15 protein-coding genes and 1 tRNA gene are annotated in these 19549 nt (G+C 60.2%); 10 read left to right on the forward strand and 6 right to left on the reverse strand.

Going from position 1 to position 19549, the window contains the following annotated elements; translation table 11 throughout:
- Positions 1 to 38: 38 nt before the first annotated feature.
- The 5 genes from EIC84_RS11090 to EIC84_RS11110 all read left to right on the forward strand — a co-directional run bounded on the left by EIC84_RS11090 (position 39) and on the right by EIC84_RS11110 (position 5329).
- On the forward strand, positions 39 to 698 hold the full coding sequence (locus tag EIC84_RS11090; protein ID WP_034363552.1) for a response regulator transcription factor: 660 nt from the start codon (positions 39 to 41) through the stop codon (positions 696 to 698).
- On the forward strand, positions 695 to 2062 hold the full coding sequence (locus tag EIC84_RS11095; protein ID WP_003071194.1) for an ATP-binding protein: 1368 nt from the start codon (positions 695 to 697) through the stop codon (positions 2060 to 2062). Before EIC84_RS11090 ends, EIC84_RS11095 begins: the two co-directional genes overlap by 4 nt.
- Before the next feature lie 156 nt (positions 2063 to 2218).
- Entirely contained in the window at positions 2219 to 3241 is a 1023-nt protein-coding gene (locus EIC84_RS11100; protein ID WP_012839715.1) for a sensor domain-containing diguanylate cyclase, read from the forward strand.
- Between the two features lie 120 nt (positions 3242 to 3361).
- The gene (locus tag EIC84_RS11105; RefSeq protein ID WP_034363607.1) at positions 3362 to 4831 is read left to right on the forward strand and encodes a GGDEF domain-containing protein; all 1470 of its coding nucleotides are present in this window, start codon (positions 3362 to 3364) and stop codon (positions 4829 to 4831) included.
- A 192-nt stretch (positions 4832 to 5023) separates the two neighbouring features.
- Entirely contained in the window at positions 5024 to 5329 is a 306-nt protein-coding gene (locus EIC84_RS11110) for an MliC family protein (RefSeq protein ID WP_003071202.1), read from the forward strand.
- 140 nt (positions 5330 to 5469) lie between these two features.
- Here EIC84_RS11110 and EIC84_RS11115 read toward each other — a convergent pair whose 3' ends face one another.
- Positions 5470 to 6360 carry a LysR family transcriptional regulator gene (locus EIC84_RS11115; protein ID WP_034363555.1) on the reverse strand — a complete coding sequence of 297 codons (891 nt, stop codon included), beginning with the start codon at positions 6358 to 6360 and terminating at the stop codon, positions 5470 to 5472.
- Positions 6361 to 6529: 169 nt separating this feature from the next.
- Between EIC84_RS11115 and EIC84_RS11120 the strand changes: the two genes are divergently transcribed.
- From EIC84_RS11120 to EIC84_RS11135, 4 genes are all read left to right on the forward strand, one after another.
- On the forward strand, positions 6530 to 7528 hold the full coding sequence (locus EIC84_RS11120; RefSeq protein ID WP_003071208.1) for a tripartite tricarboxylate transporter substrate binding protein: 999 nt from the start codon (positions 6530 to 6532) through the stop codon (positions 7526 to 7528).
- 77 nt (positions 7529 to 7605) lie between these two features.
- On the forward strand, positions 7606 to 8889 hold the full coding sequence (locus EIC84_RS11125) for a hypothetical protein (RefSeq protein WP_003071211.1): 1284 nt from the start codon (positions 7606 to 7608) through the stop codon (positions 8887 to 8889).
- 339 nt (positions 8890 to 9228) lie between these two features.
- Positions 9229 to 10584, forward strand: coding sequence for a chromate efflux transporter (gene chrA / locus EIC84_RS11130; protein WP_034363559.1), 1356 nt, complete (start codon positions 9229 to 9231; stop codon positions 10582 to 10584).
- Positions 10585 to 10736: 152 nt separating this feature from the next.
- A complete protein-coding gene (locus EIC84_RS11135; RefSeq protein ID WP_003071219.1) occupies positions 10737 to 11357 on the forward strand; it encodes a YdeI family protein in 621 nt (206 codons plus the stop codon).
- A 351-nt stretch (positions 11358 to 11708) separates the two neighbouring features.
- Here the strand turns inward: EIC84_RS11135 and EIC84_RS11140 are convergent.
- Together EIC84_RS11140 and dmeF are read right to left on the reverse strand one after the other, a co-directional pair.
- A tRNA-Arg gene (locus EIC84_RS11140) sits at positions 11709 to 11783 on the reverse strand.
- Between the two features lie 51 nt (positions 11784 to 11834).
- Entirely contained in the window at positions 11835 to 12788 is a 954-nt protein-coding gene (gene dmeF, locus EIC84_RS11145; RefSeq protein WP_134737312.1) for a CDF family Co(II)/Ni(II) efflux transporter DmeF, read from the reverse strand.
- Positions 12789 to 12859: 71 nt separating this feature from the next.
- Between dmeF and EIC84_RS11150 the strand changes: the two genes are divergently transcribed.
- A complete protein-coding gene (locus tag EIC84_RS11150) occupies positions 12860 to 13135 on the forward strand; it encodes a metal/formaldehyde-sensitive transcriptional repressor (RefSeq protein ID WP_003071225.1) in 276 nt (91 codons plus the stop codon).
- A 45-nt stretch (positions 13136 to 13180) separates the two neighbouring features.
- On the opposite strand, the gene EIC84_RS11155 is transcribed toward EIC84_RS11150, so the two are convergent.
- From EIC84_RS11155 to EIC84_RS11165, 3 genes are read right to left on the reverse strand one after another with little or no spacing between them, the layout of a single operon-like run.
- A complete protein-coding gene (locus EIC84_RS11155) occupies positions 13181 to 13456 on the reverse strand; it encodes a hypothetical protein (RefSeq protein ID WP_003071227.1) in 276 nt (91 codons plus the stop codon).
- Between the two features lie 57 nt (positions 13457 to 13513).
- Entirely contained in the window at positions 13514 to 17749 is a 4236-nt protein-coding gene (locus EIC84_RS11160) for a translocation/assembly module TamB domain-containing protein (RefSeq protein ID WP_003071230.1), read from the reverse strand.
- Positions 17750 to 17751: 2 nt separating this feature from the next.
- A complete protein-coding gene (locus EIC84_RS11165; RefSeq protein ID WP_003071232.1) occupies positions 17752 to 19542 on the reverse strand; it encodes an autotransporter assembly complex family protein in 1791 nt (596 codons plus the stop codon).
- Positions 19543 to 19549: the final 7 nt, after the last annotated feature.

Raw genomic sequence — 19549 nt, forward strand, 5'->3', positions numbered from 1 at the left:
GCTGGGCATTCCCGCTGTAGCGGCGCTATCCTTGCTCCATGCGTTTACTGCTCGTTGAAGATGACACCATGATCGGCCAGGCCGTGCTGGCGCTGCTGCGCGGTGAAGGCTATGTGGTGGACTGGGTTCAGGATGGCGCCCAGGCCGATACAGCCTTGCATGGCCACCAGTACGATCTGGTGCTGCTCGACTTGGGCTTGCCCAAGCTTGATGGCTTGCAGGTGCTGCGCCAGTTGCGTGCGCGCAAGGATGCCACGCCGGTGCTGGTGGCGACCGCCAGGGATGCCGTGCATGACCGCATTGCGGGGCTGGACGCCGGGGCCGATGACTATGTCATCAAACCCTATGACATGGATGAGCTGCTGGCCCGCATTCGCGCGCTAACGCGGCGTGCGGCAGGGCATCTGGATGCGGTGTACGAACATGGCGGCGTCATGCTGAACCCCAATACTCGCGAGGCCAGCGTGAATGGCCAGCCGGTCACTCTGTCTGGTCGTGAATGGGCAGTGCTGCAGGCGTTGCTGGCAAGGCCGGGGGCCACGCTGTCACGTCAGCAAATCGAAGACAAACTCTATGGCTGGGGCGATGAGGTCAGCAGCAATGCGGTGGAGGTCTATATCCACGGGTTGCGTAAAAAGCTCGGCGCTGCCGCAGTGCTCAATGTGCGCGGTCTTGGCTATATGGTGCCCAGGCCATGAGCGAAAACCAAGCATTGCAGCGGTTGAAACTGCCCGGCTCGCTGGGCGGGCGTCTGTTGCTTTTCATTGGCATGGCGATTTTGCTGGTGGCCGTGCTGCAAGGGGTGTTTGCCTATCGCAATGCACTGGCGCAGACCGATACCCTGTTCGACTACCAGATGCAGCAGACGGCGTTTGCACTGCGGGCGGGTCTGCCGGTCGATGCCAAAGGCAGACCGCAGGGAACGCCTCCCGAAGATGAAAACAACGAGTTCATCGTCCAGGTCTGGACCAATGAGGGACTGAGAATTTTCGAGTCGGCTCTGGGGGATGCCTTGCCCCAGATGGCAGTGCTGGGCTTTGCCGATGTGCCTGCGCGTGGCACGACCTATCGTGTGTTTTCACTGCAGACACGATCTCAGGTGATTCAGATTGCACAGGACATGCGCGTGCGTCAGATCCTCGCGCGTGAAGCCGCCTGGCGCAGCTTGTTGCCTGTGGTGCTGCTGTTGCCGCTGCTGGCGCTGGCCGTGTGGTGGGTGATTCGCCTTTCACTGACTCCCGTGCAGCGGGTGCGCAGGGAGTTGGCCTTGCGTCAGCCTCAGGATCTGGCACCCGTGGCGGAGCATGATCTGCCGGATGAGATGCGCCCGCTGGTAGAGGAGCTCAACAGCCTGCTGCAGCGCGTACGGCAGGCTTTTGAGGCACAGCAGAATTTCGTGGCAGATGCTGCGCATGAACTGCGCTCGCCGCTGGCCGCGTTGCAGCTGCAATTGCAGCTGCTGCGCAAAGCAACGGACAGCTCCGAGCGCGAGTCGGCGCAGGCCCGTCTGGCGCAAGGAATCGAGCGCGCCAGGCGACTGGTGGAGCAGTTGCTTGCATTGGCCAGGCAGGAAGCCAGGCCGCAGACTGAAGATGCACCGCTGGCTGACTTGCGCGTGCTGGTCGAGCAGGCTCTGGCTGATGCCGCGCCGGCTGCCCAGGCCAAGGGGCTGGACATGGGTCTTAGTGAAGACCCGCAGCAGCAGTCCGCATTCAGCGTGGCCGCAGACGCAGAGGCACTGGCGGTGCTGCTGCGCAATCTGCTGGACAACGCCATCAAATACGTGCCCGCCGGGGGGCGGGTTGATGTGGGCTGGTTGCAGGACGAGCACGGACATGCACTGGTGGTGGAAGATTCGGGTCCAGGCATTGCACCGGCCGAGCGCCAACGCGTCCTGCAGCGCTTTGTTCGCGGTCAGGGGGCTGGTGGCATGGCCGGCGGCAGTGGCCTGGGGCTGGCCATTGCGCAAAGCATTGCGCAAAGCAGCGGCGCCCAGCTGTGGCTTGACGAGTCGCCGCAACTGGGCGGTCTGCGTGTCAGGGTCCTGTGGCCTCAGTCCTAGTCTGACAATCGATTGCTTGAAAATACAGGCGTTGGGATCTGGCTTTCATTGCATGATTGAACGATAGTCTCAGCCGAATGAAAGTGATGATGCCTAGGCTTTAGGCTTTGCTTGAGCTGCCGCACTCGTCGTGCGGCCGTACCCCCAAATTGCACCATGCCATCAATTATTCAACGCCTTTCCCAGACCGTCTCCGCATCTCAGAATCTGCCCAGCTTCACGCGACCTCTTCTGGAAATCATGGTGGAAGTGACTGATCTGGAGTCGGCCTATCTCACCACCGTGGATGAGGCACGCGGTATTCAGAATGTCCTGTACTCCCTCAATACGGGAGGAATGAAGATCCCCGAAGGGCTGGAGGTGCCCTGGCACGACACCTTGTGCAAGCGGTCGCTCGACGAAGGGCGTACCTTTACTGACAATGTTGGCGAGTGCTGGGGCGACTCGGATGCAGCGCGTCAGCTGGGTATCCAGACTTATGTGAGCACGCCCGTGCGTTTTTCCAATGGTGCGCTGTTCGGCACTCTGTGTGCAGCCAGCGACCATTCCGTCGCGCTGGCCGCGGAGGCCGAGGATCTGCTGCGCCTGTTTGCCAAGATCATTGCAGGCTTTGCCGAGCGCGAGCAACTGGTGAGATCGCTGCAGCATGCCAACGAGGAGCTGGCTTCGTTGGCCATGCTCGATTCCCTGACTGGATTGCCCAATCGCCGCTGCGTGACCGAGGAACTCAACCGACTCATTGCTCATTGCCGTCGCACCCGTGAATGGGTGCTGGTGGGCTTTGTGGATCTTGACCGATTCAAGCAGATCAATGACCAGTTCGGTCATGAGGCTGGGGATGCATTGCTGCGTGCCATGGCCGAACAACTGCGATCAGGACTGCGCAGCAGTGACATGCTGGCTCGTTTCGGTGGCGATGAATTCGTCATGGTTGGCGCGGGGCCTTTGCTGGATGAAGACGCTGAGGCCGTGATCAGGGAGATGCAGCTGCGATTGAGCAAAGCCTCTGTCGCCAGCTTGCAATTGGCCGACGGTCGTGAGATCGAGTACGCAGGAGCCAGCGTGGGAATGGTCTGCTTGATGCCCGATGACACCGATGTGGATGATGCTTTGCAGAAAGCCGATGCCGCAATGTACAAGGTGAAAGCCGCAAGGCAGAGACTGCCTGAGGTGATCTGACCTGAAAAGACTCCGCAGGGAGTCTTTTTCATTGCGGCGAGACAGTCGATCGACTCTTGCAAAAGAGGGCTGAGTGCAGGCTTGAAGTCTCGGTAATAATCGTTGGCGGAGGTATCGTTTGTGAAAAATTCGCTCGCAGAAGGTCTGGACTTCGAGGATATGTTCAACCTGGCACCGGTATCGCTCTGGATGGAGGATTACAGTGGCCTGAAACAGATTTTCGATCAATGGCGGGCGCAGGGGGTGAGCGATCTGCTCAGCTTTCTCAAAGAGGATCCGGAGCGGCTCAGGCTTTGCAGTCAGTCCTACAAGGTGCTGCGAGTCAATCAGTACACGCTGGACCTGTTCAAGGCCGAAGATGAGGAAACCCTGAAGAACCGGCTCAGTGAGGTCTTTCGCGGCGACATGCTCGACAGCATCATGAACGAACTGGTCGCTCTCTGGGAGGGGGTGCTCAGTTTCGAGACCCGTTCGGTCAACTATGCCCTGGATGGACGGCGGCTCGATGTGCAGGTGAGGGCGCGTGTGCTGCCGGGCTACGAGCAAAGCTGGAGCCGGGTGCTGGTCTCCCTGGAGGATGTGACGGCGGAGGTGCAGAGCACGGTGAAGCTGCAGCGCAGCGAGCAATACGCCAGAGACTTGTTCGAGTACTCTCCGGTGTCACTGTGGGTCGAGGACTTCAGCGTGGTCAAGCGCCTGATGGACGATGTGAGAGCGCGCGGAATCACCGATTTCCGGACTTTTCTGAAAGTGCATCCGGAATTCGTCACCCGCTGCATGCAGGAAATCCAGGTGCTCGATGTCAATCGCCAGACGTTGCAAATGTTCGGTGCCGAGAGCAAGCAGCAACTGCTGCAGAATCTGTCCAAGGTCTTCAGGGGCGAAATGTACGATTCGTTTGCCGAGCAACTGATAGACCTTTGGGAGGGTAAGCTGGTGCAGCAGCGGGAAGTGGTGAACTACGGGCTGGCTGGCGATGTGCTCCATATTCATATGGAGTTCGCCATCATGAGCAGCCATGCGGAAAAATGGGGCTTGGTTCTGCTGTCGCTCGTGGATATCACCGCTCGCAAGAAGGCTGAGGCTTATCTTGAATATCTGGGCAAGCATGATGTATTGACCCAGCTGCGCAACCGCGCTTTCTATACCGAAGAGCTCAACAGGCTGTCGCGCAAAGGGCCCTGGCCCTTGTCTATGCTTGCCATAGATATGAATGGACTCAAGGTTGTCAACGACGAGCATGGTCATACTGCAGGGGATGCCATGCTCAGGCGCATGGGGGAAGTTCTCTCCAAGGCAGTGGATGCGCCGGCCTGCGCCGCCCGCATCGGCGGCGATGAGTTTGTCGTCCTTTTGCCGGGAACCGATGAGCGCGGTGCCGTGGCATTGCAGGAGCGCATCTTGTCCTTGCTGGAGCTGAACAATCAGTTCTATCCTGGTCACAGCATCCAGGTTTCCATGGGGCATGCCTGTGGCCAGGAAGGCACGCCGATAGAAAGCATTGTTCAAGGGGCGGACAAGGCCATGTATGCTGAAAAAGCACGCCTTTACCGGGACAAGGAGCGCGACAGGCGTGTGAGCTCAGCCTGAGCTCGGATATGCGTCAATCAATTTCCACTTCGCGTTGCGGTCTGACCCGCTGGCGGGAGCCTACAGTGGGTTGGGACGCCCCAATCTGTCGAGAGAGACAAAGGTGATCTGCCAAGTGTTGGAAGTGCCACCAGACACAAGAGTTCTTCATGGCTGCTTGAGTCTTGCCTTGAAATATCACGGGAGAAGTCTATGAAAGTCATCGGGCTTGCCATGTTCGCCGCAATCGCCGTCAGTGCCTGCAGTTCTGCGCCATCTCAAGATGCAGACCGTGAAGTTGCATTCACCTGTGCAAACGGAGAATCCATTTCGGTGCGTTTCTCGCCTGCCAACAGCAAAGCAGTCTTGATACGTGGCGGTCAAGACATAGAGCTTCCACAGCAGCCAAGCGGCTCCGGATTTGTTTACAGCAACGGGCCCAATACCATCCGAGGAAAAGGACTGGATCTGACGGTAGAGGTCGGCCGCATGGTGCCGATTCAATGCAAGGCCCGGTAAGAGGCCCTCTGACTATCGCCGGAATTCCACCGCATCCATGCGCATGTGCTCGGTTGCGGGCGCAGACCCTTGAGGCGCATTTGGCGTTCGCCGTCATCTGACAGTGGAGTTTTCTTGAGTGCTTGGCCTTTGCCGCAGGGTTATGGTTCCAGCTGTTTTTGCAACTCCTCGACGAAGCATTGCGTGCGTTCCGAAGGTGCCGAATGACTGGGCAGTGCCAGCACCACTTCTACTGAGCACTCGGGCAGGAACGGTTTGATGCAGAGGCTTGACGCAAATGTTGCCGCCACGTAGGGGTTCACCACGCCCAAGCCTGTACCTTGCGCTGCGAGACAGCAGATAGTGGAAGAGTAAGTGGTCTCGACAGTTGAGCCGGGGCGGACATCATGCTCAAGCATGGTTCGCTGCAGTTGCAGGTAGATGTTGTCGTCCGAATTCAAGGTCAGCAGCAGCTGGTTTTCCAGGTCCCGGACATGCAGGCTGCTGTGCTGTGCCAGCGGATGGTCTGGATGCATGACGCAGACTGCCTGGGTCTGATGCAGAACGCTTGCGTTGAGTTCAGGGGAGCCAATGGCCATGGTACTGACCACCAGGTCAAACTGGCCGTGCAGCAGTCCTTCCCGAAGATGTGTGGTGCCTAGCGTCTGCAGGCTGATGTGTGTGCCCGGGTAGTGCAGCAGAAAATTGTGCAGGGCAGCAGGAACGATGGACAGTCCCAGTGCCGGGGTGCAGCCTATGCGCAAAGTGCCTGCACCGAACTGCCGCAACCCCTGAAGGTCGCGCTCAATGCGGTCCAGACCTACGAAATGTTGCTGCACCGTCGAAAAAAGCTCCCGTGCCTCTGCAGTCGGGCGCAGCCGCCCTTTGTGCATATCAAACAGCTTCAGGTCCGCGCCCGTCTGCATCTGAGCCAGCAGGCGGCTGATGGACGGCTGGGTGGTGTGCAGCAGCTGGGCAGCTGCGGTCGTGGTGCCGGTTTGCATCACGGCACGAAATGCTTCAATTTCTTTAAAACTCAAAGGGCGTGGCATGGCGCAATCGGGTGGATGCTGAGAGGGAAGGGTATACCGGCTGCGTATAGATGAGTTTGAAAAATGAATTTTTCCGAGTAGGTGGGGCTTTCTACACTGACTTCCATACGAATAAGTGCATGCGTTTTCAGGAATTGAGGGCGCATCAATCAATCCAAGGAGTCATTAGATGGTTTGCATTAGCGCTCGTCGCTCTCTGTGTCTGGGAGTGCTGGCTGCCGCAACGTTGGCGAGCGTCGGCTCAGCCTGGGCTGAAGGCAGCTCCGCATATCCCAATCCTGCTCGTCAAATTCGCATCATCGTGCCGTTCACTGCGGGTGGCAGCTCGGACGTGCAGGCCCGTATGCTTGCCGACAGACTCGGTCGTATGTGGAATCAAGCCGTGGTGGTCGAGAACAAGCCAGGTGCAGGCGGCCATCTAGGTGGGAAATATGTGTCCGATCAGCCGGCGGACGGCTACACGCTGATGGTGGGATCCATCGGATTGCATGCTGCTTACGGGGTTTACAAGAAACTACCTTACGACCCTGCCAAGGAGTTGCGCGTTGTCACCGTGCTGGCGGAGATGCCTCATGTCGTGGTTGCAACCCCCAATCTGCCGGTCAAGAATCTGCAGGAGCTGACCGCGCTGGCCAAGAAGGATCCAGGCAGCATCAATTTTGGCTCTGCTGGCGTGGGCTCGTCGGTTCACATGATGGGAGAGCTGTACAAGCTCCAGTCAGGCGCTCCCATTGTTCATGTCCCCTATCGCGGCAGCTCGGCAGCGCTCAACGATTTGCTTGGCGGCCAGATCCAGCTGATGTTCGAGAACCCTCCGACAGTGCTGGCTCATGTCAAGGGCGGCAAGCTCAAGGCGTTGGCGGTGACCGGCAACGAGCGCCTGGCGGCGTTGCCGGATGTGCCGACGACCGGTGAGGCAGGAATGAAGGACTATGTGGCCACATCGTGGACCACGGTTGCCGTGTCCTCCAAGGTGCCTGAGGCCCTGGTGCACAAGCTCAGTGAAGACATCCGCAAGGTGGCCAATACACCCGAGTTCCGCAAGGGGCTGCAGGATCAAGGGATGAGTGCCGTGGCCAATACCCTGGCAGAAGCGCAAAGCTTTGTGGCCAAGGAAAAGCAGCGTTGGGACCAGGTGATCGCTGCCGGAAAGATTACGGCGAATTAACCAGAGCCGGGCTTCTTCATGCCCTGCATCGCTTTCGAGTCGCAGCCAGTCGCTGCGACGCTACTGCTTGATATCCAATGACGACCTCTTCTCATTCTTCTTTTGCTCCCTGCCGGCGCGTGGGTGACGGCAGCCTTCATCATTTCTTCGGCTATTACAATAAGTCCAACTGGGACAAAGGCAATCGCCTGCTGGCAGCCCAGCAAACGCCCTGGATGGACATTTACCTGACGCCAGAGGTCAAGGCCACGATTGGCTATTTCGACACTCAGGACGGTGACCGCTTTCACGCAGTGGGCGAAACCGGTGCCTGGAACTTCCAGATGGGCAGCCAGCTGCAGTGGCTAGACGGCGCACCGGGCCGCAAGCTGATCTATAACGATCGCACGGGCGATATGTCAGCCCGTTACCCGGGCTTTGGCGCCGTGGTGGTGGATGTGGATACGCAAGAGCGCCGAGTTCTGCCCATGCCCGTGTATGTGGTTGCACCCAGCAGTGCCTGGGCGCTGTCGGTCAACTACCGGCGCCTGTACATCACGCACGAGACCATTGGTTACAGCGAGCCGGGCCAGCCTTTTGAATTGCCTCTGGCGCCCGCAGATGACGGCATCTGGTGCATGGAGCTGGCGAAAGGTGATTCCCGGTTGTTGGTCAGCTATGAGCAACTCAAGGCATTCCATCATGTGTCGTCGATGGACAAGGCCATCCACTGGGTCAGCCATATCGAGATCAACCCGGCTTCTTCGCGCATCCTGTTTTTGCATCGATGGACAGAACGTGTGAAGGATGAGACCTGCTTTCTGCATCGCCTGATCACCATGAACCCGGACGGTTCGGACATGCGCTTGCTGGAGTGCTCCGATCATCCGCTGCCGCAGCTGGCTGACGACTTCGACCCCAGTGCCGTAGGCACGTTTGACTATGAAAAGTCGCAATACCAGATCTCTCATCCCTTGTGGCAGGACAACGAGCACATCATTGTCTGGGGGCCACATGCCGGCGAAATTCACTACCACCTCTATCACGACGTTGAAGGAGGCGAGGTGCAAGTGATTGGTCGCGATGTACTGGTGGAAAACGGCCATATGACGTTCTCGCCGGTGAGTACCCGCTGGATGCTGAGTGACACCTATCCCGACGACAGGACACACGAGCGCTTTCTGTTCCTTTTCGACATGCAGACTGGCGAGCGCCACAATCTCGGCAGCTTCTATGCCACTCCGGAACTGAGCAAGGAAAACCGCTGTGACCTGCATCCACGTTGGAGCCGTGATGGCAAGCAGGTATGCATTGACTCGGTGCATGAGAGCCAGCGCCAGATGTATGTGCTGGATGTCTCGTCGATTGTGGAAGCGGCCTGAATATTCAAAGCAGCTCCTCGATGATGCGGTTCTAGTGATCCAAGCTGCGGCGTGCTTCAAGAGGGAAAATTCCGGCGCTCGATGCCTTCGTCTGCGCGAGTGAGCTGCCGCGAAGGAGCTCTGGGCGTTGAGGGCTGAGATGCATGTCCTTGTGGTGCACAGCAAGTACGGCTCTGCTCCATGTGCTGGCGCTGCTCTCGGTAGCTGCAGACTTTGTCTTCGGCGTGCATGAGAGCTCAGGCGACTGGGCTAGAATTCCTGTATCGGGAAAGCAGCCTCCCGTCCCGCAAGGGTAGACGGTGTCCCGTCCAAGAGCTGGATATTCTCTATGGAGCTTTTATGGACACCGCTTTACCCAGGCCTACCGACCCGGTTGCGCCAGCCTCTCTTTCGCTTTCAGAAGCGCTGCGCTTCTGGTTGAAGCTTGGATTCATCAGCTTTGGCGGTCCCGCAGGTCAGATTGCACTCATGCATGAGGAGCTTGTAGACCGCCGTCGATGGATTTCCGAGAAGCGATTTCTCCACGCCCTTAACTACTGCATGTTGCTGCCGGGGCCCGAGGCTCAACAGCTTGCAACGTATCTGGGATGGCTGCTGCACCGGACATGGGGTGGCATTTTGGCAGGGGTTCTTTTTGTCCTGCCATCGCTGTTCATCATCATGGCTCTGGCCTGGCTGTATATGGCCCACGGGGACATGCCGGTCATTGCGGGCATTTTCTATGGCATCAAGCCTGCTGTGACGGCGCTTGTGGCACAGGCAGCCTACCGAGTGGGCTCCAGGTCGCTCAAGAGCAGCTGGCATTGGGGCATTGCGGCTGCTGCGTTTGTCGCCATTTTCGCGCTCAATGTTCCGTTTCCGCTCATCGTCATTGCGGCTGCAGCCATCGGTTTCATCGGTGGCAAATTGCGACCCGAGGCCTTTGGTGGCTCCAGCCATGAAAAAAGCAATGCGCGTCAGCCAGTCGGGGCCGCATTGATCGATGACGACACTCCAACTCCGCCGCATGCACAATTTTCCTGGCGAGGATTCTGGAGGGTGTCGCTGGTCTGCCTGACGCTGTGGGGCATCGCAATGGGCGTGCTCGCCACGGCGTTTGGTCTGGAATCGCCGCTGGTACAAATGGGATGGTTCTTCACCAAGGCTGCGCTGATGACTTTTGGTGGCGCATATGCGGTGCTTCCCTATGTTTACCAAGGCGCGGTGGAGAACTTCCATTGGTTGACTGCAACACAAATGATCGATGGTCTCGCTTTGGGGGAGACCACTCCGGGCCCTCTCATCATGGTGGTGTCCTTTGTGGCTTTTGTGGGCGGCTGGACAAAAGCGATCTTCGGTGTGGATTCGCTGCTGCTCGCTGGAGTCGTCGCTGCAGTGATCGTGACCTTCTTCACTTTTCTGCCGTCGTTCTTTTTCATTTTCCTGGGTGGTCCCTTTATCGAGTCCACCCACGGCAATCTGAAATTCACTGCGCCATTGGTCGGAATCACCGCTGCGGTCGTGGGTGTCATCCTGAATCTGGCGGTCTTCTTTGCCTACCATGTAGTTTGGCCCCACGGCTTCGCAGGACACATAGAGTGGCCGTCGATTGCCATTGGTCTGGCAGCAGGCATCGCGTTGCTCCGCTTCAAGATCAATGTCATCTACGTCATTATGGCGGCAGGGCTGACAGGATTGCTTGCGCAGTTGTGGTGATCGCTCAAGCCCCTGGTCTGGGGGCGAGTCATGGGGCATTTTGCGACTGCCATAAGTTGGGAGCTCTGGTTAAACTTGTCTTACCCCACCATCAACCAGGTTCCTGCCTCTATGCCACGAATCGCGCTGATGTTAATGCCGCATAGGTCCAGATGATGCCTACTGTCAAATCCATCATCCCGCTTGAACTTGCACCAACCCTGTTCAAGAGCGCCAACGCCTTCGAGGCCTGGCTGAAGAAGAATCACGCTACTTCTGAAGGCCTTTGGCTCAAGATCGCCAAGCGAGGCTCCAATGAGCCCAGTGTCACCTACCCCGAAGCGGTGGAGATTGCGCTGTGTTGGGGCTGGATCGATGGGCAGAAGAAAAGTCTTGACGATCAACACTATCTTCAGCGCTTCACGCCGAGGCGCGCGCGAAGTGTCTGGTCGAGAATCAATGTCAACAAGGTACAGGCACTCATTGAAGCGGGCCGCATGCAGGCCCCGGGTCAGGCTCAGATAGAGGCGGCCAAGGCTGACGGGCGCTGGGCGCGGGCCTACGACAGTGCGCGTACGTCCACGGTGCCCGAGGATTTGCAGGCTGCACTGGAGGCCGAGCCGGCGGCCAAGACCTTCTTTGCAAGTATCAATGCCTCCAATCGCTACGCGATACTGTGGCGTATCCAGACAGCTGCGAGGGCCGAGACGCGCGCCAGACGCATCGCTCAGTTGGTGGAGATGCTTGCCCGCGGCGAAACCATCCATCTCTTCAAGCCGAGTGCCAAGGCTTGATTACGAAGCTCGCATGCGTATGGGCATTCTGCATTGAGCGGCCTGCGTTCCTGATGCTGTCTGGTTGCCTGCGACGAAAAGCATGACTCATATGCCAGCGCCAGAGAAGGGCTGGTCGATATTCACGCCGACGGGGGCAAGGGTTGGGTGACGAGGGGGGACGAAGCCAGGGGGCAAAACTGGGGGCATCTGAAATGCACCCCCAATTTCTAAAAATGTACCCTCAAATGTGTCCCCAGAAGTCCTCTTATTGCGGCACATTCCTGTGGACTTCGGCGCACTTCAAATTGAGGTCTACAGAGGGGAAAAAGAAAAAGGCCGGAAGGTTATGCACCTTCGCGGCCTTGAATTTGGTCCCCCCGACAGGAATCGAACCTGTATCTGTCGCTTAGGAGGCGACCGTTCTATCCATTGAACTACGGGGAGGGACGCTGGATTCTACCCGTGTTGCGAGCCTGTGGATTCCAACCGACTTATTTATGTCAGCTCTGTACTGTTGACTTCGACAGAGACGTGGGTGAGTTCTTCGTGTACCGACAGCAACCGGCGGATGTAGTCGGGTGTGACCGTGGCAGCGCCCTCGACTGCGATGATGCAGGCATGGTGGTTCTTGCCCACGCGCCAGACATGCAGGTCTGTGATGGTGACGGGTTGCGGACCTTGCGCGATGGCATCACGTACCTCTTGCACGACGGGGGCATCCATTTCGGCATCGAGCAACACGCGGCTGCTATCGCGCAGCAAGCCCAAGGCCCACATTGCCACCATCACGGAGCCGGCCAGGCCCATGACCGAATCCAGCCAGGCAAAGCCCAGGAGCATGCCGCCCAGCAACGCTGCGATGGCCATGACTGATGTGGCTGCGTCTGCAATTACGTGCAGATAGGCGGAGCGCAGGTTCAGGTCGCCATGCGCATGGTCGTGTCCATGGTGATGATCGTGGTGAGACTCATGGCCGTGGTGATGGTGGTGTCCGTCCTTGAGCAGCCAGGCACAGACCAGGTTGACCAGCAGGCCAAGAGTTGCCACGCCTATGGCTTGCTGATAGTGAATGGCGGCAGGCGAGAGCAGGCGTTGTATGGATTCAAAAGCCATCAGGCCTGCAACCAGCAGCAGGCAGATGGCGCTGGTGTAGCCTGCCAGGATTTCTATCTTCCAGGTACCGAAGCTGAAACGTCTGTCATTGGCCAGCTTTCGCGCAGCGGCATAGGCGCTGACGGACAGGCCCAACGCCAGCGCATGTGAACTCATATGCCAGCCGTCTGCCAGCAGGGCCATGGAATTGAAGTAATAGCCGGCGGTGATTTCCAGCACCATCATGGCCAGCGTCAGCAGCATGGCCAGCTTGGCATTTTTTTCGCCCAGCGGATTGCCTTGGTCAAAGTTGTGGGAGTGTTGCCGGGTAAGGGGGGAGGCGGTGTATGCGGTCATGATTGGCTTGTTTTTATATACTCTACCCCAGTATATTTTCCATGCCGGCAGGAGGACTACAATTCCTGCATATGTCGCATACCGTTTCGAATCAAAAACCGTTGCTCGCGCGCATTCGCCGCATCAAGGGGCAGACGCAGGCACTGGAGCGGGCTCTGGAAGAGGGGCAGGAATGTGCCGTGGTGCTGCAGCAACTGGCGGCTGTGCGCGGGGCCGTCAATGGTTTGATGCTGGAGCTGCTAGAAGGCCATGTGCGCGAGCATCTGGGCGCCGAGGCCGCGACGGCCGAGCAGCGTGAACAGGACCTGGAGCTGGTCGTAAAGGTGCTGCGTTCCTACGTCAAATAGGGCCGGGCTGCAGGCGTGGGCGGCCTGCATGGATGAAGCGGTGGATCAGGGCTGCACCAGCGCCGCCAGATCATTGACGAATGGCTGCACGCCAGGATGGCCGTGCAGCCATTGCCTGCCCAGAAATTCTTCGATCGACTGCTGCTGCAGCCCGAGGCCAGGCCGGCGGGCCGATGCGGCCTGCAGCAGGTCATGAGCGCGGTTCATGACCTGCTCGCTGTCTGCGGCCGCGGGCTCGCCCAGCTCCAGCATCCATTCCTGCTGGATGCGGAGTATCAGCTTGCCCGCGGCTTGCTCAAGCGCAGTGCGGTTGCGTGGCATAGCAGAATTGATGGCTTCTATCGCATGCCAGAAATGGGATGAAGGCAGTTCTCATGCTTAGTCCTTGCGAACGGTATAGACGATATCCATGGCGCTGGTCATGCCGGTCTGGGCGCGCAAGGTGACGCTGCGCGACAGGTCGTAGAAGATATAGATAATGCCCATGGCTCCCGACAGGCTCTGCTCGTAGGTCAGGTAGAGCTTGTCCGAGATGCGCTTGCCCATGGTCAGCGCAGCGCCTGCTGCATCCGTACCGTCCCCGCCTCCCTTGAAACCGACTTCATCGAGCCCCAGGCTGCCCGCAATCTTGCCGCTGGAACTGTTGCCGCCAGCCAGCAAGGCCATGGCGGCCTGCTGAAGCAGGGCGCTGCTGGCCCCGCCGGAGGCAGGGTCGCGGCCCATGACTACCCAGGAGAGCTTTTCCGCGTCGGGCAGGGCAGGGTCCGAGTACAGCAGCACGCGTGGCGCACTGGCCGTGCCCAGCACCTGCACACCGGCCTTGACGGCAATATTCGGGCGCAGCGCCAGTATGTCCAGCGAGGGGTTGTTGTAGGGGCCATTGAAGCGGATCAGCCCGGTTTCCACATTCAGCGACTGTCCCCAGGCGCGGTAGCGGCCTTGCTCGGTACGGATTTCTCCGGTCACGCTGGGCGGGCCGCCGATGTAGCTGGCGCCTCGCACTTCAAGCTGACCCAGCAGTCGCGTGGTTATGCCAAAGCCTTGCAGCGCAAAGTCACGTCCCATGTCGAGCTTGACGAGAATGTCTGGCACCTTGCGTGGCGTGGCGCGGGCCTGCTCCTTGCGGGCCTGTTGTTCGCTACGCCGGCGCTCCTCCTCTTCGGCCTTGCGCGATGCCGCCGAGCGCACCACCACATCCTTGTCCAGCGATGGCGCGGATTCCTCGGGCAGGATGATGGAGGCTCTGTCGACCGTCAGGTCGCCGCGCAGCGTGAACTGGCCTTGCTCCAGCCGGGCCTGCAGATCGCCGGAGACGCTGACCTGACGGTCGGCACGCACCAGGACTTGCAGCTTGCTGGCCTTGGCCTGCAGATTCATGCTCAGGCCCGATTCAGCCCCCGTACCCGATGGTGTGAACTGGGCATAGCCCGAGCCGGTAAGCTGGCCACCGTCTTCAGGAGCTCGGGTCAGATTGCCGCTATAGCCCAAAATGCGCGCCTGGCTGCCCTTGCCGCCCTTGAGGCGCAGTTCGGTGATGTCCAGTCTGGTGCCTTGCAGCTTGGCGCGCAGAATGCCGTCGCGCAGGTCCACGCCATCGAGCAAGGACACGATGTTGAGCCCATCGGCCTTGATATCGCCCTGCCACTTTGGGTCCTGCAAGGTGCCGCTGATGCTGGCATCCGCCGCCAAGCTGCCCTGAATGCGCCAGCCTGGTGGCGCAAACAATGACCACAGCCCCATATCTGGCATATTGGCGTGCAGCTGACCGGACAGAGGCGCTGTGGCGGGTAGCGTCCAGCCGTCTTGCTGGTAGCTGAGCTGGGTGCGCAGGTCGGCGTTGAGCTTGCCTGCGCGCTCGCTGTCCCAAAGCAGTTTGGCGTTGACCTGGCTGCCCTGGGCCTGCACGTTGAGGCGCATGTCCTTGATGCGCGAGCGCATGCCTGCGCCGCCGATCTGGCGCGTGCGCGTGCCGCCGGCGCGTGTGGCGGTGGGGCCGGTAGTCTGGATGACGGTGGTGCTGGAGCCATCGTCCACCGCCAGCCGCAGATCGCCTGCGGCGCGCTCGACCGTGAGATCGGCCTTGAGATCCTTGCCCAGAGTGTCCAGGTTCCAGCGCGCGTTGAAGCTCAAGTCGCCGGAAATCCCAGCGGCTTCCAGTGGCGGATCGTCATCGCCCAGGCTGAAGGCATCGACCCAGGCCAGCGGAATTCCAAGGGCCTGCCCTGCGCTGCGCACACCCCATTGGCCGCTGCCGGCACGGGTGACGGAACTCGCCTCCCATGTCAGCTGGGCGGGAGGCAGTGGCTCGCTGCTGGTACGCCTGAGGCTCAGTTTTGGAGGCGTAATCTGCAACTTGCCGGCGCTGAACTGATAGGCGGTGCTCAGCACCGTGCTGCCGCTGGTGCGCTGTTGGATCTGGACGGGGGCACCGGGCTGAAGCTGCACGACCCAGGGGCCGGGCTTGTTCTTGTCGGGTGTGAACTGGGCCTGCAGCTTTTCCAGACTGGCCTGCCAGTCCGGCGGTGCCATGGCCTTGCCGCCTGTGAGGCCGGCCTGCAAAGTAGTGTCGAGCTGTATGCTCTTGCCAGCCTGCTGGGCCTGCGCGGTCAGACCGACCCTGGCATTTTCAGGGCTGCCGTCAATGCTCAATGCCAGCGCAGGCAGGACGGCGCTCTGCTCGGCTGCAGTGCCGGCGGGCAGATAGCGAATTTTCTCGGCTCGCAGCTTGGCCTGAATCTGCAAGCCACTGGCGGGAATGGCCGCGCCATGGGCGGCGCTCATGCGCTTGAGCAGGTTTTCCCAACCGCCCTTCAGGGCCAGTTGCAAATCTGCGCTGCCATCAAGCTGCGCACCGCTCAGTGGGTCCTTGACGCCCGGCAGCTTGCGCAGCCATTGCGTGAGCGTGCTCATGGAGCCGAGCTGCAGCTGGCTTTGGACAGCGCCGCTGGCGGGGCCCATCTGCCCTTCGATGCTCAGTTGCGCACCGGGAGCAACGGCCTTGAGTTGAGCCTTGGCCTGCTGAGTTTCGGTATTGAACTCCACGGACCTGGCATCGACGCTGGCCTGCAGGGCTTGTAGCTGCAGCTTTTCCAACTGCAGCAGCGGAGCCTGCCACTGGCCGCTGGCAGCCAAGGTCTGAATGCGCAGTGCCCGGCTGTCGCGCTTGCCGCCGGCCGCCTGCAGGCTGGCGTCAAACACTATCTTGCTGGCTGCTGGATCGCTGCTGTCGACATCGGCCTGTACGGCCTTGGCACTGATCCGGCCCTGCAAGGGCGAGGCTTCCAGCGTGCTGTAGAGATCGGCCGGGTTGAGCTGTTCCACCGTGGCCAGGCCTTCGAACAACCGGGTACTCGGAGTGAACTGACCGCCGAGTGCGATATGGCCCTTGCCGATCTGGATACGGGAGTCATCCACCTGCCATTGCTGGCCATCGAAATCGATTCGGGCTGTCAGCTCGGTCACGGGCAGGCGCTGCTTGTCCCAGGGGCCGGGCAGTGCGTTGCTGAAACGGGTGTTCAGGTTCCAGGGCTGAGCCTCCAGGTTCGTAGCTGGAGCTACCGTTTCGTTGGGGCCAGCCTGCAATTGGCCGGTCAACAGGGTGCGTGGCCCTTGAGGCCAGAAGGCCGAGACATCGAGATTGTGGAGTCTGGCCTTGGCTGCCAGCAGCGGCTGGCTGCGCCAGGGCATGATGCTGGCCTCCACATCGGCCTGCATGGTGCCCACCTCTGCCGTTGCTGCTTCGGACGGCCTCCCGCTCTTCTCCCGCTTCGGCTCGGTTGCCTGCGGGTCTTGAGTTACCGGGTCAGGGGTCGATGCTTCAGCGCTGGCATTGGCCTTGATTGCCAGCCTGGCCGCTTCGGTGGCCAACGTGCCTTCGGCCGTCACCTTGGCCTGCACGGCTATGGTGTTGAGGGCGTCAGCGCTTTTGTCCAGCGGATTGGGCACTTGCACATCGCCTGTTGCTTCTGCTTGCAAGGCCATGGGGGCCGCGCCCTGCAGCTTCAGCTGGGCCTGATAGGCACCCTGGGCAAAGCGCAGGCTGCTGACCTTGAGTTCATGGTCTGTGCCCGTGTATTCATAGCGGCCGTGGAGGTCCTGAACCACGGCCTCAGGCGGGCCTTGCCAGATGATCTGATCGATCCTGAAGGGCAGCTCTATTTTCACCGGCAGGGTCAGCGACTGCAGTGGTTCACTGGCGGGTTGGTCGGGGTCGGGGGTGCTGGCAATGCGCAACTCTGCGATATGGATTTCGCCCAGCTTGAGCGTACGGGACAACAGCAAAGGCCTGAACTGCCAGCCGATCTGAGCTTCCCTGACCTCGACCTTCATGGTCGGGCTTTGCCATTGCAGCCAGCCGATACGGCCGCCGTTCTTGACACTGCCCGTGACCTCTTTGGCGACCAGGGACTGGTCTGCGGGCATCCAGCCGGCCACACGCTGCAGCGTCTGGTTGAGCGAGTCGTCCCTGCCAATCCACCACAGCAGGCTGCCAAGCGCAAGCACCAGGGCGAGCAGGGTCGCTGCAAAGGTCCAGACCAGCGCGCGTAGCCAGCGGCGGCGTTTGAGAGGCGAAGAGGAGGCCTTGGCGGGAGGGGAGGTGTTTTGTTCTGCCATGCTTAAAACGTGAAGCCCAGACGCAGGTGCAGGCGCAGCTGCTGCTCCTGTGCGCCCCAGGCGAGATCTGCTTGAATTGGGCCGACCGGGCTTTTCCAGCGAATGCCGGTGCCAAAACCGACGCGGGTGTAGAGGCGGTTGATGTCATCGCCCACGGTGCCGGCATCGATGAAAACGGCGTGCTCGAAGTCCTGCGTATTGCCCTTGATGGTGATGGGCCGCTGCCATTCCACGCTGCCCATGGCCAGATAGCGACCCGCAATCACGCGGCCGTTGTCGGTGCGTGCGCCAATCGACTGATAGCCATAGCCGCGCACCGTGTTGTCACCGCCGGTCAGAAACATGATGGTGGTGGGCAGATCCACATCTTTCTTGGCCATGACGGCGCCGACTCCGGCCTTGATCTGCAGACGGCTGTGGCGCCTGGTTTCCTCATCGCGCTCGCCCAGCGGGATCAGGCTGAGCCAGCGGCCCGTGAGGCGCCCGAACGGCGAACGCTGCGGTGTCAGCGTGGTGCCGGCACCGGCTTCCAGGGCCAGACCGAAGCCCGAGGTAGGCAGTAGGTTGTTGTCGAAATAGCGGGCCGTCCAGCCATAGTTGGCCAGCAGCGAGGAGGCGCCGGGCGGAGCACCTGCTCCCTGGGTCTTGGCGTAGTCGTACTGCAGGTACAAATTGCGCTCTATGCGGTCTTCTGCCTTGGAGCGGCCAAAGCGCATCTGCGCACTGTTGGTGTAGAAGTCGCCAGCAGGTGCACGCTCTAGCTTGCCGCTGGCAAACCAGCGCCAGAGGTCTTCACCAGGAAGGCCGACCAACTGAGTGGAAATCAGCGGGTTCTTCTTGTCCAGCTGCAGCTTGCTGACGGCGCGCCAGTTCAGACCAGGAACCTTGTTGTAAGTGTGATCGATGGACAGACGAGGTCCGGTGTCCGTACTCAGACCCACACCGAACACCCATTTCTGCAGCTTGGCCTCGCGCACCTTGGCAATCACGGGCGAGGTGATGGCTGCACCCTGATTCTTGCGCTGCTCGTCGCGCTCAGCTTCGGTAGCGGCCTGTTGTGGCGAATCGGCCAGCGAAAGAAATACCGAGTCGTAATAGCCGCTGCTGACCAGGCGCTGCTGCGCATCGAGCATGCTTTGCAAGTCATATTCCCTTCCTTCCGGAAGGCGCGCAATACGGGCCGTGCGCACCGGGTCGTAGCGCTCGGCACCATCGATCTGCAGCGGACCGAATGTATAGGCCGGGCCGGGGTCGTAACTCACGCTCACCTGGGCCTTGTTGGTGTCGGCGTCCACATCGGCGAGACTGGTATCTATGCGGGCCAGCGGATAACGGCGCTTTTGCAGCTCCTTGAGACCACCGCTCTTGGCGCTGCTCCAGGCCGATTGCGAGAATTGCTCGCCAGCCTGCAGCGGCCAGGTTTCCTCGATCTGCAGGCGCTGCGAGGTTCCCAGCTCGTCGCTGGCATTGACGCCGGTAAAGCGCACCTCGGATTTTTCAATGATGGTGGGCGGGCCCGGATCGACCTTGACCACCACTTTGCGCGGTGCTTCTTCCTCGGGGGTATCGGTCAGCTCCACGGTCACCGTGGGGCTGAAATAGCCCAAGGTGCCTATCAGCTCGCGTACGTTGGCATCGGTCGCGCCCAGCAGGCGCGTCAGCTCGCGGCGCTGCAGATCGGGCTGGTGGCGAAAACGCTTGAGTTCAAGATGCTGCTCCAGCAGCGCACGGACTTGTTTTGGGGCATCGACTTCCAGCGTGAAGGCGGGGGGACCACTGGTGTCGATGCCCATGGCTTCG

Source organism: Comamonas sp. A23 (assembly GCF_004522605.1).
Taxonomy (GTDB): domain Bacteria; phylum Pseudomonadota; class Gammaproteobacteria; order Burkholderiales; family Burkholderiaceae_C; genus Comamonas; species Comamonas thiooxydans.

Bases quoted from the DNA above. Each gene is read 5' to 3' on its own strand.
- EIC84_RS11090 (WP_034363552.1), top strand. From the start codon at position 39: ATGCGTTTACTGCTCGTTGAAGATGACACCATGATCGGCCAGGCCGTG.
- EIC84_RS11095 (WP_003071194.1), top strand. From the start codon at position 695: ATGAGCGAAAACCAAGCATTGCAGCGGTTGAAACTGCCCGGCTCGCTG.
- EIC84_RS11100 (WP_012839715.1), top strand. From the start codon at position 2,219: ATGCCATCAATTATTCAACGCCTTTCCCAGACCGTCTCCGCATCTCAG.
- EIC84_RS11110 (WP_003071202.1), top strand. From the start codon at position 5,024: ATGAAAGTCATCGGGCTTGCCATGTTCGCCGCAATCGCCGTCAGTGCC.
- EIC84_RS11115 (WP_034363555.1), bottom strand. From the start codon at position 6,360: ATGCCACGCCCTTTGAGTTTTAAAGAAATTGAAGCATTTCGTGCCGTG.
- EIC84_RS11120 (WP_003071208.1), top strand. From the start codon at position 6,530: ATGGTTTGCATTAGCGCTCGTCGCTCTCTGTGTCTGGGAGTGCTGGCT.
- EIC84_RS11125 (WP_003071211.1), top strand. From the start codon at position 7,606: ATGACGACCTCTTCTCATTCTTCTTTTGCTCCCTGCCGGCGCGTGGGT.
- chrA (WP_034363559.1), top strand. From the start codon at position 9,229: ATGGACACCGCTTTACCCAGGCCTACCGACCCGGTTGCGCCAGCCTCT.
- EIC84_RS11135 (WP_003071219.1), top strand. From the start codon at position 10,737: ATGATGCCTACTGTCAAATCCATCATCCCGCTTGAACTTGCACCAACC.
- dmeF (WP_134737312.1), bottom strand. From the start codon at position 12,788: ATGACCGCATACACCGCCTCCCCCCTTACCCGGCAACACTCCCACAAC.
- EIC84_RS11150 (WP_003071225.1), top strand. From the start codon at position 12,860: ATGTCGCATACCGTTTCGAATCAAAAACCGTTGCTCGCGCGCATTCGC.
- EIC84_RS11155 (WP_003071227.1), bottom strand. From the start codon at position 13,456: ATGCCACGCAACCGCACTGCGCTTGAGCAAGCCGCGGGCAAGCTGATA.
- EIC84_RS11160 (WP_003071230.1), bottom strand. From the start codon at position 17,749: ATGGCAGAACAAAACACCTCCCCTCCCGCCAAGGCCTCCTCTTCGCCT.
- EIC84_RS11165 (WP_003071232.1), bottom strand. From the start codon at position 19,542: ATGGGCATCGACACCAGTGGTCCCCCCGCCTTCACGCTGGAAGTCGAT.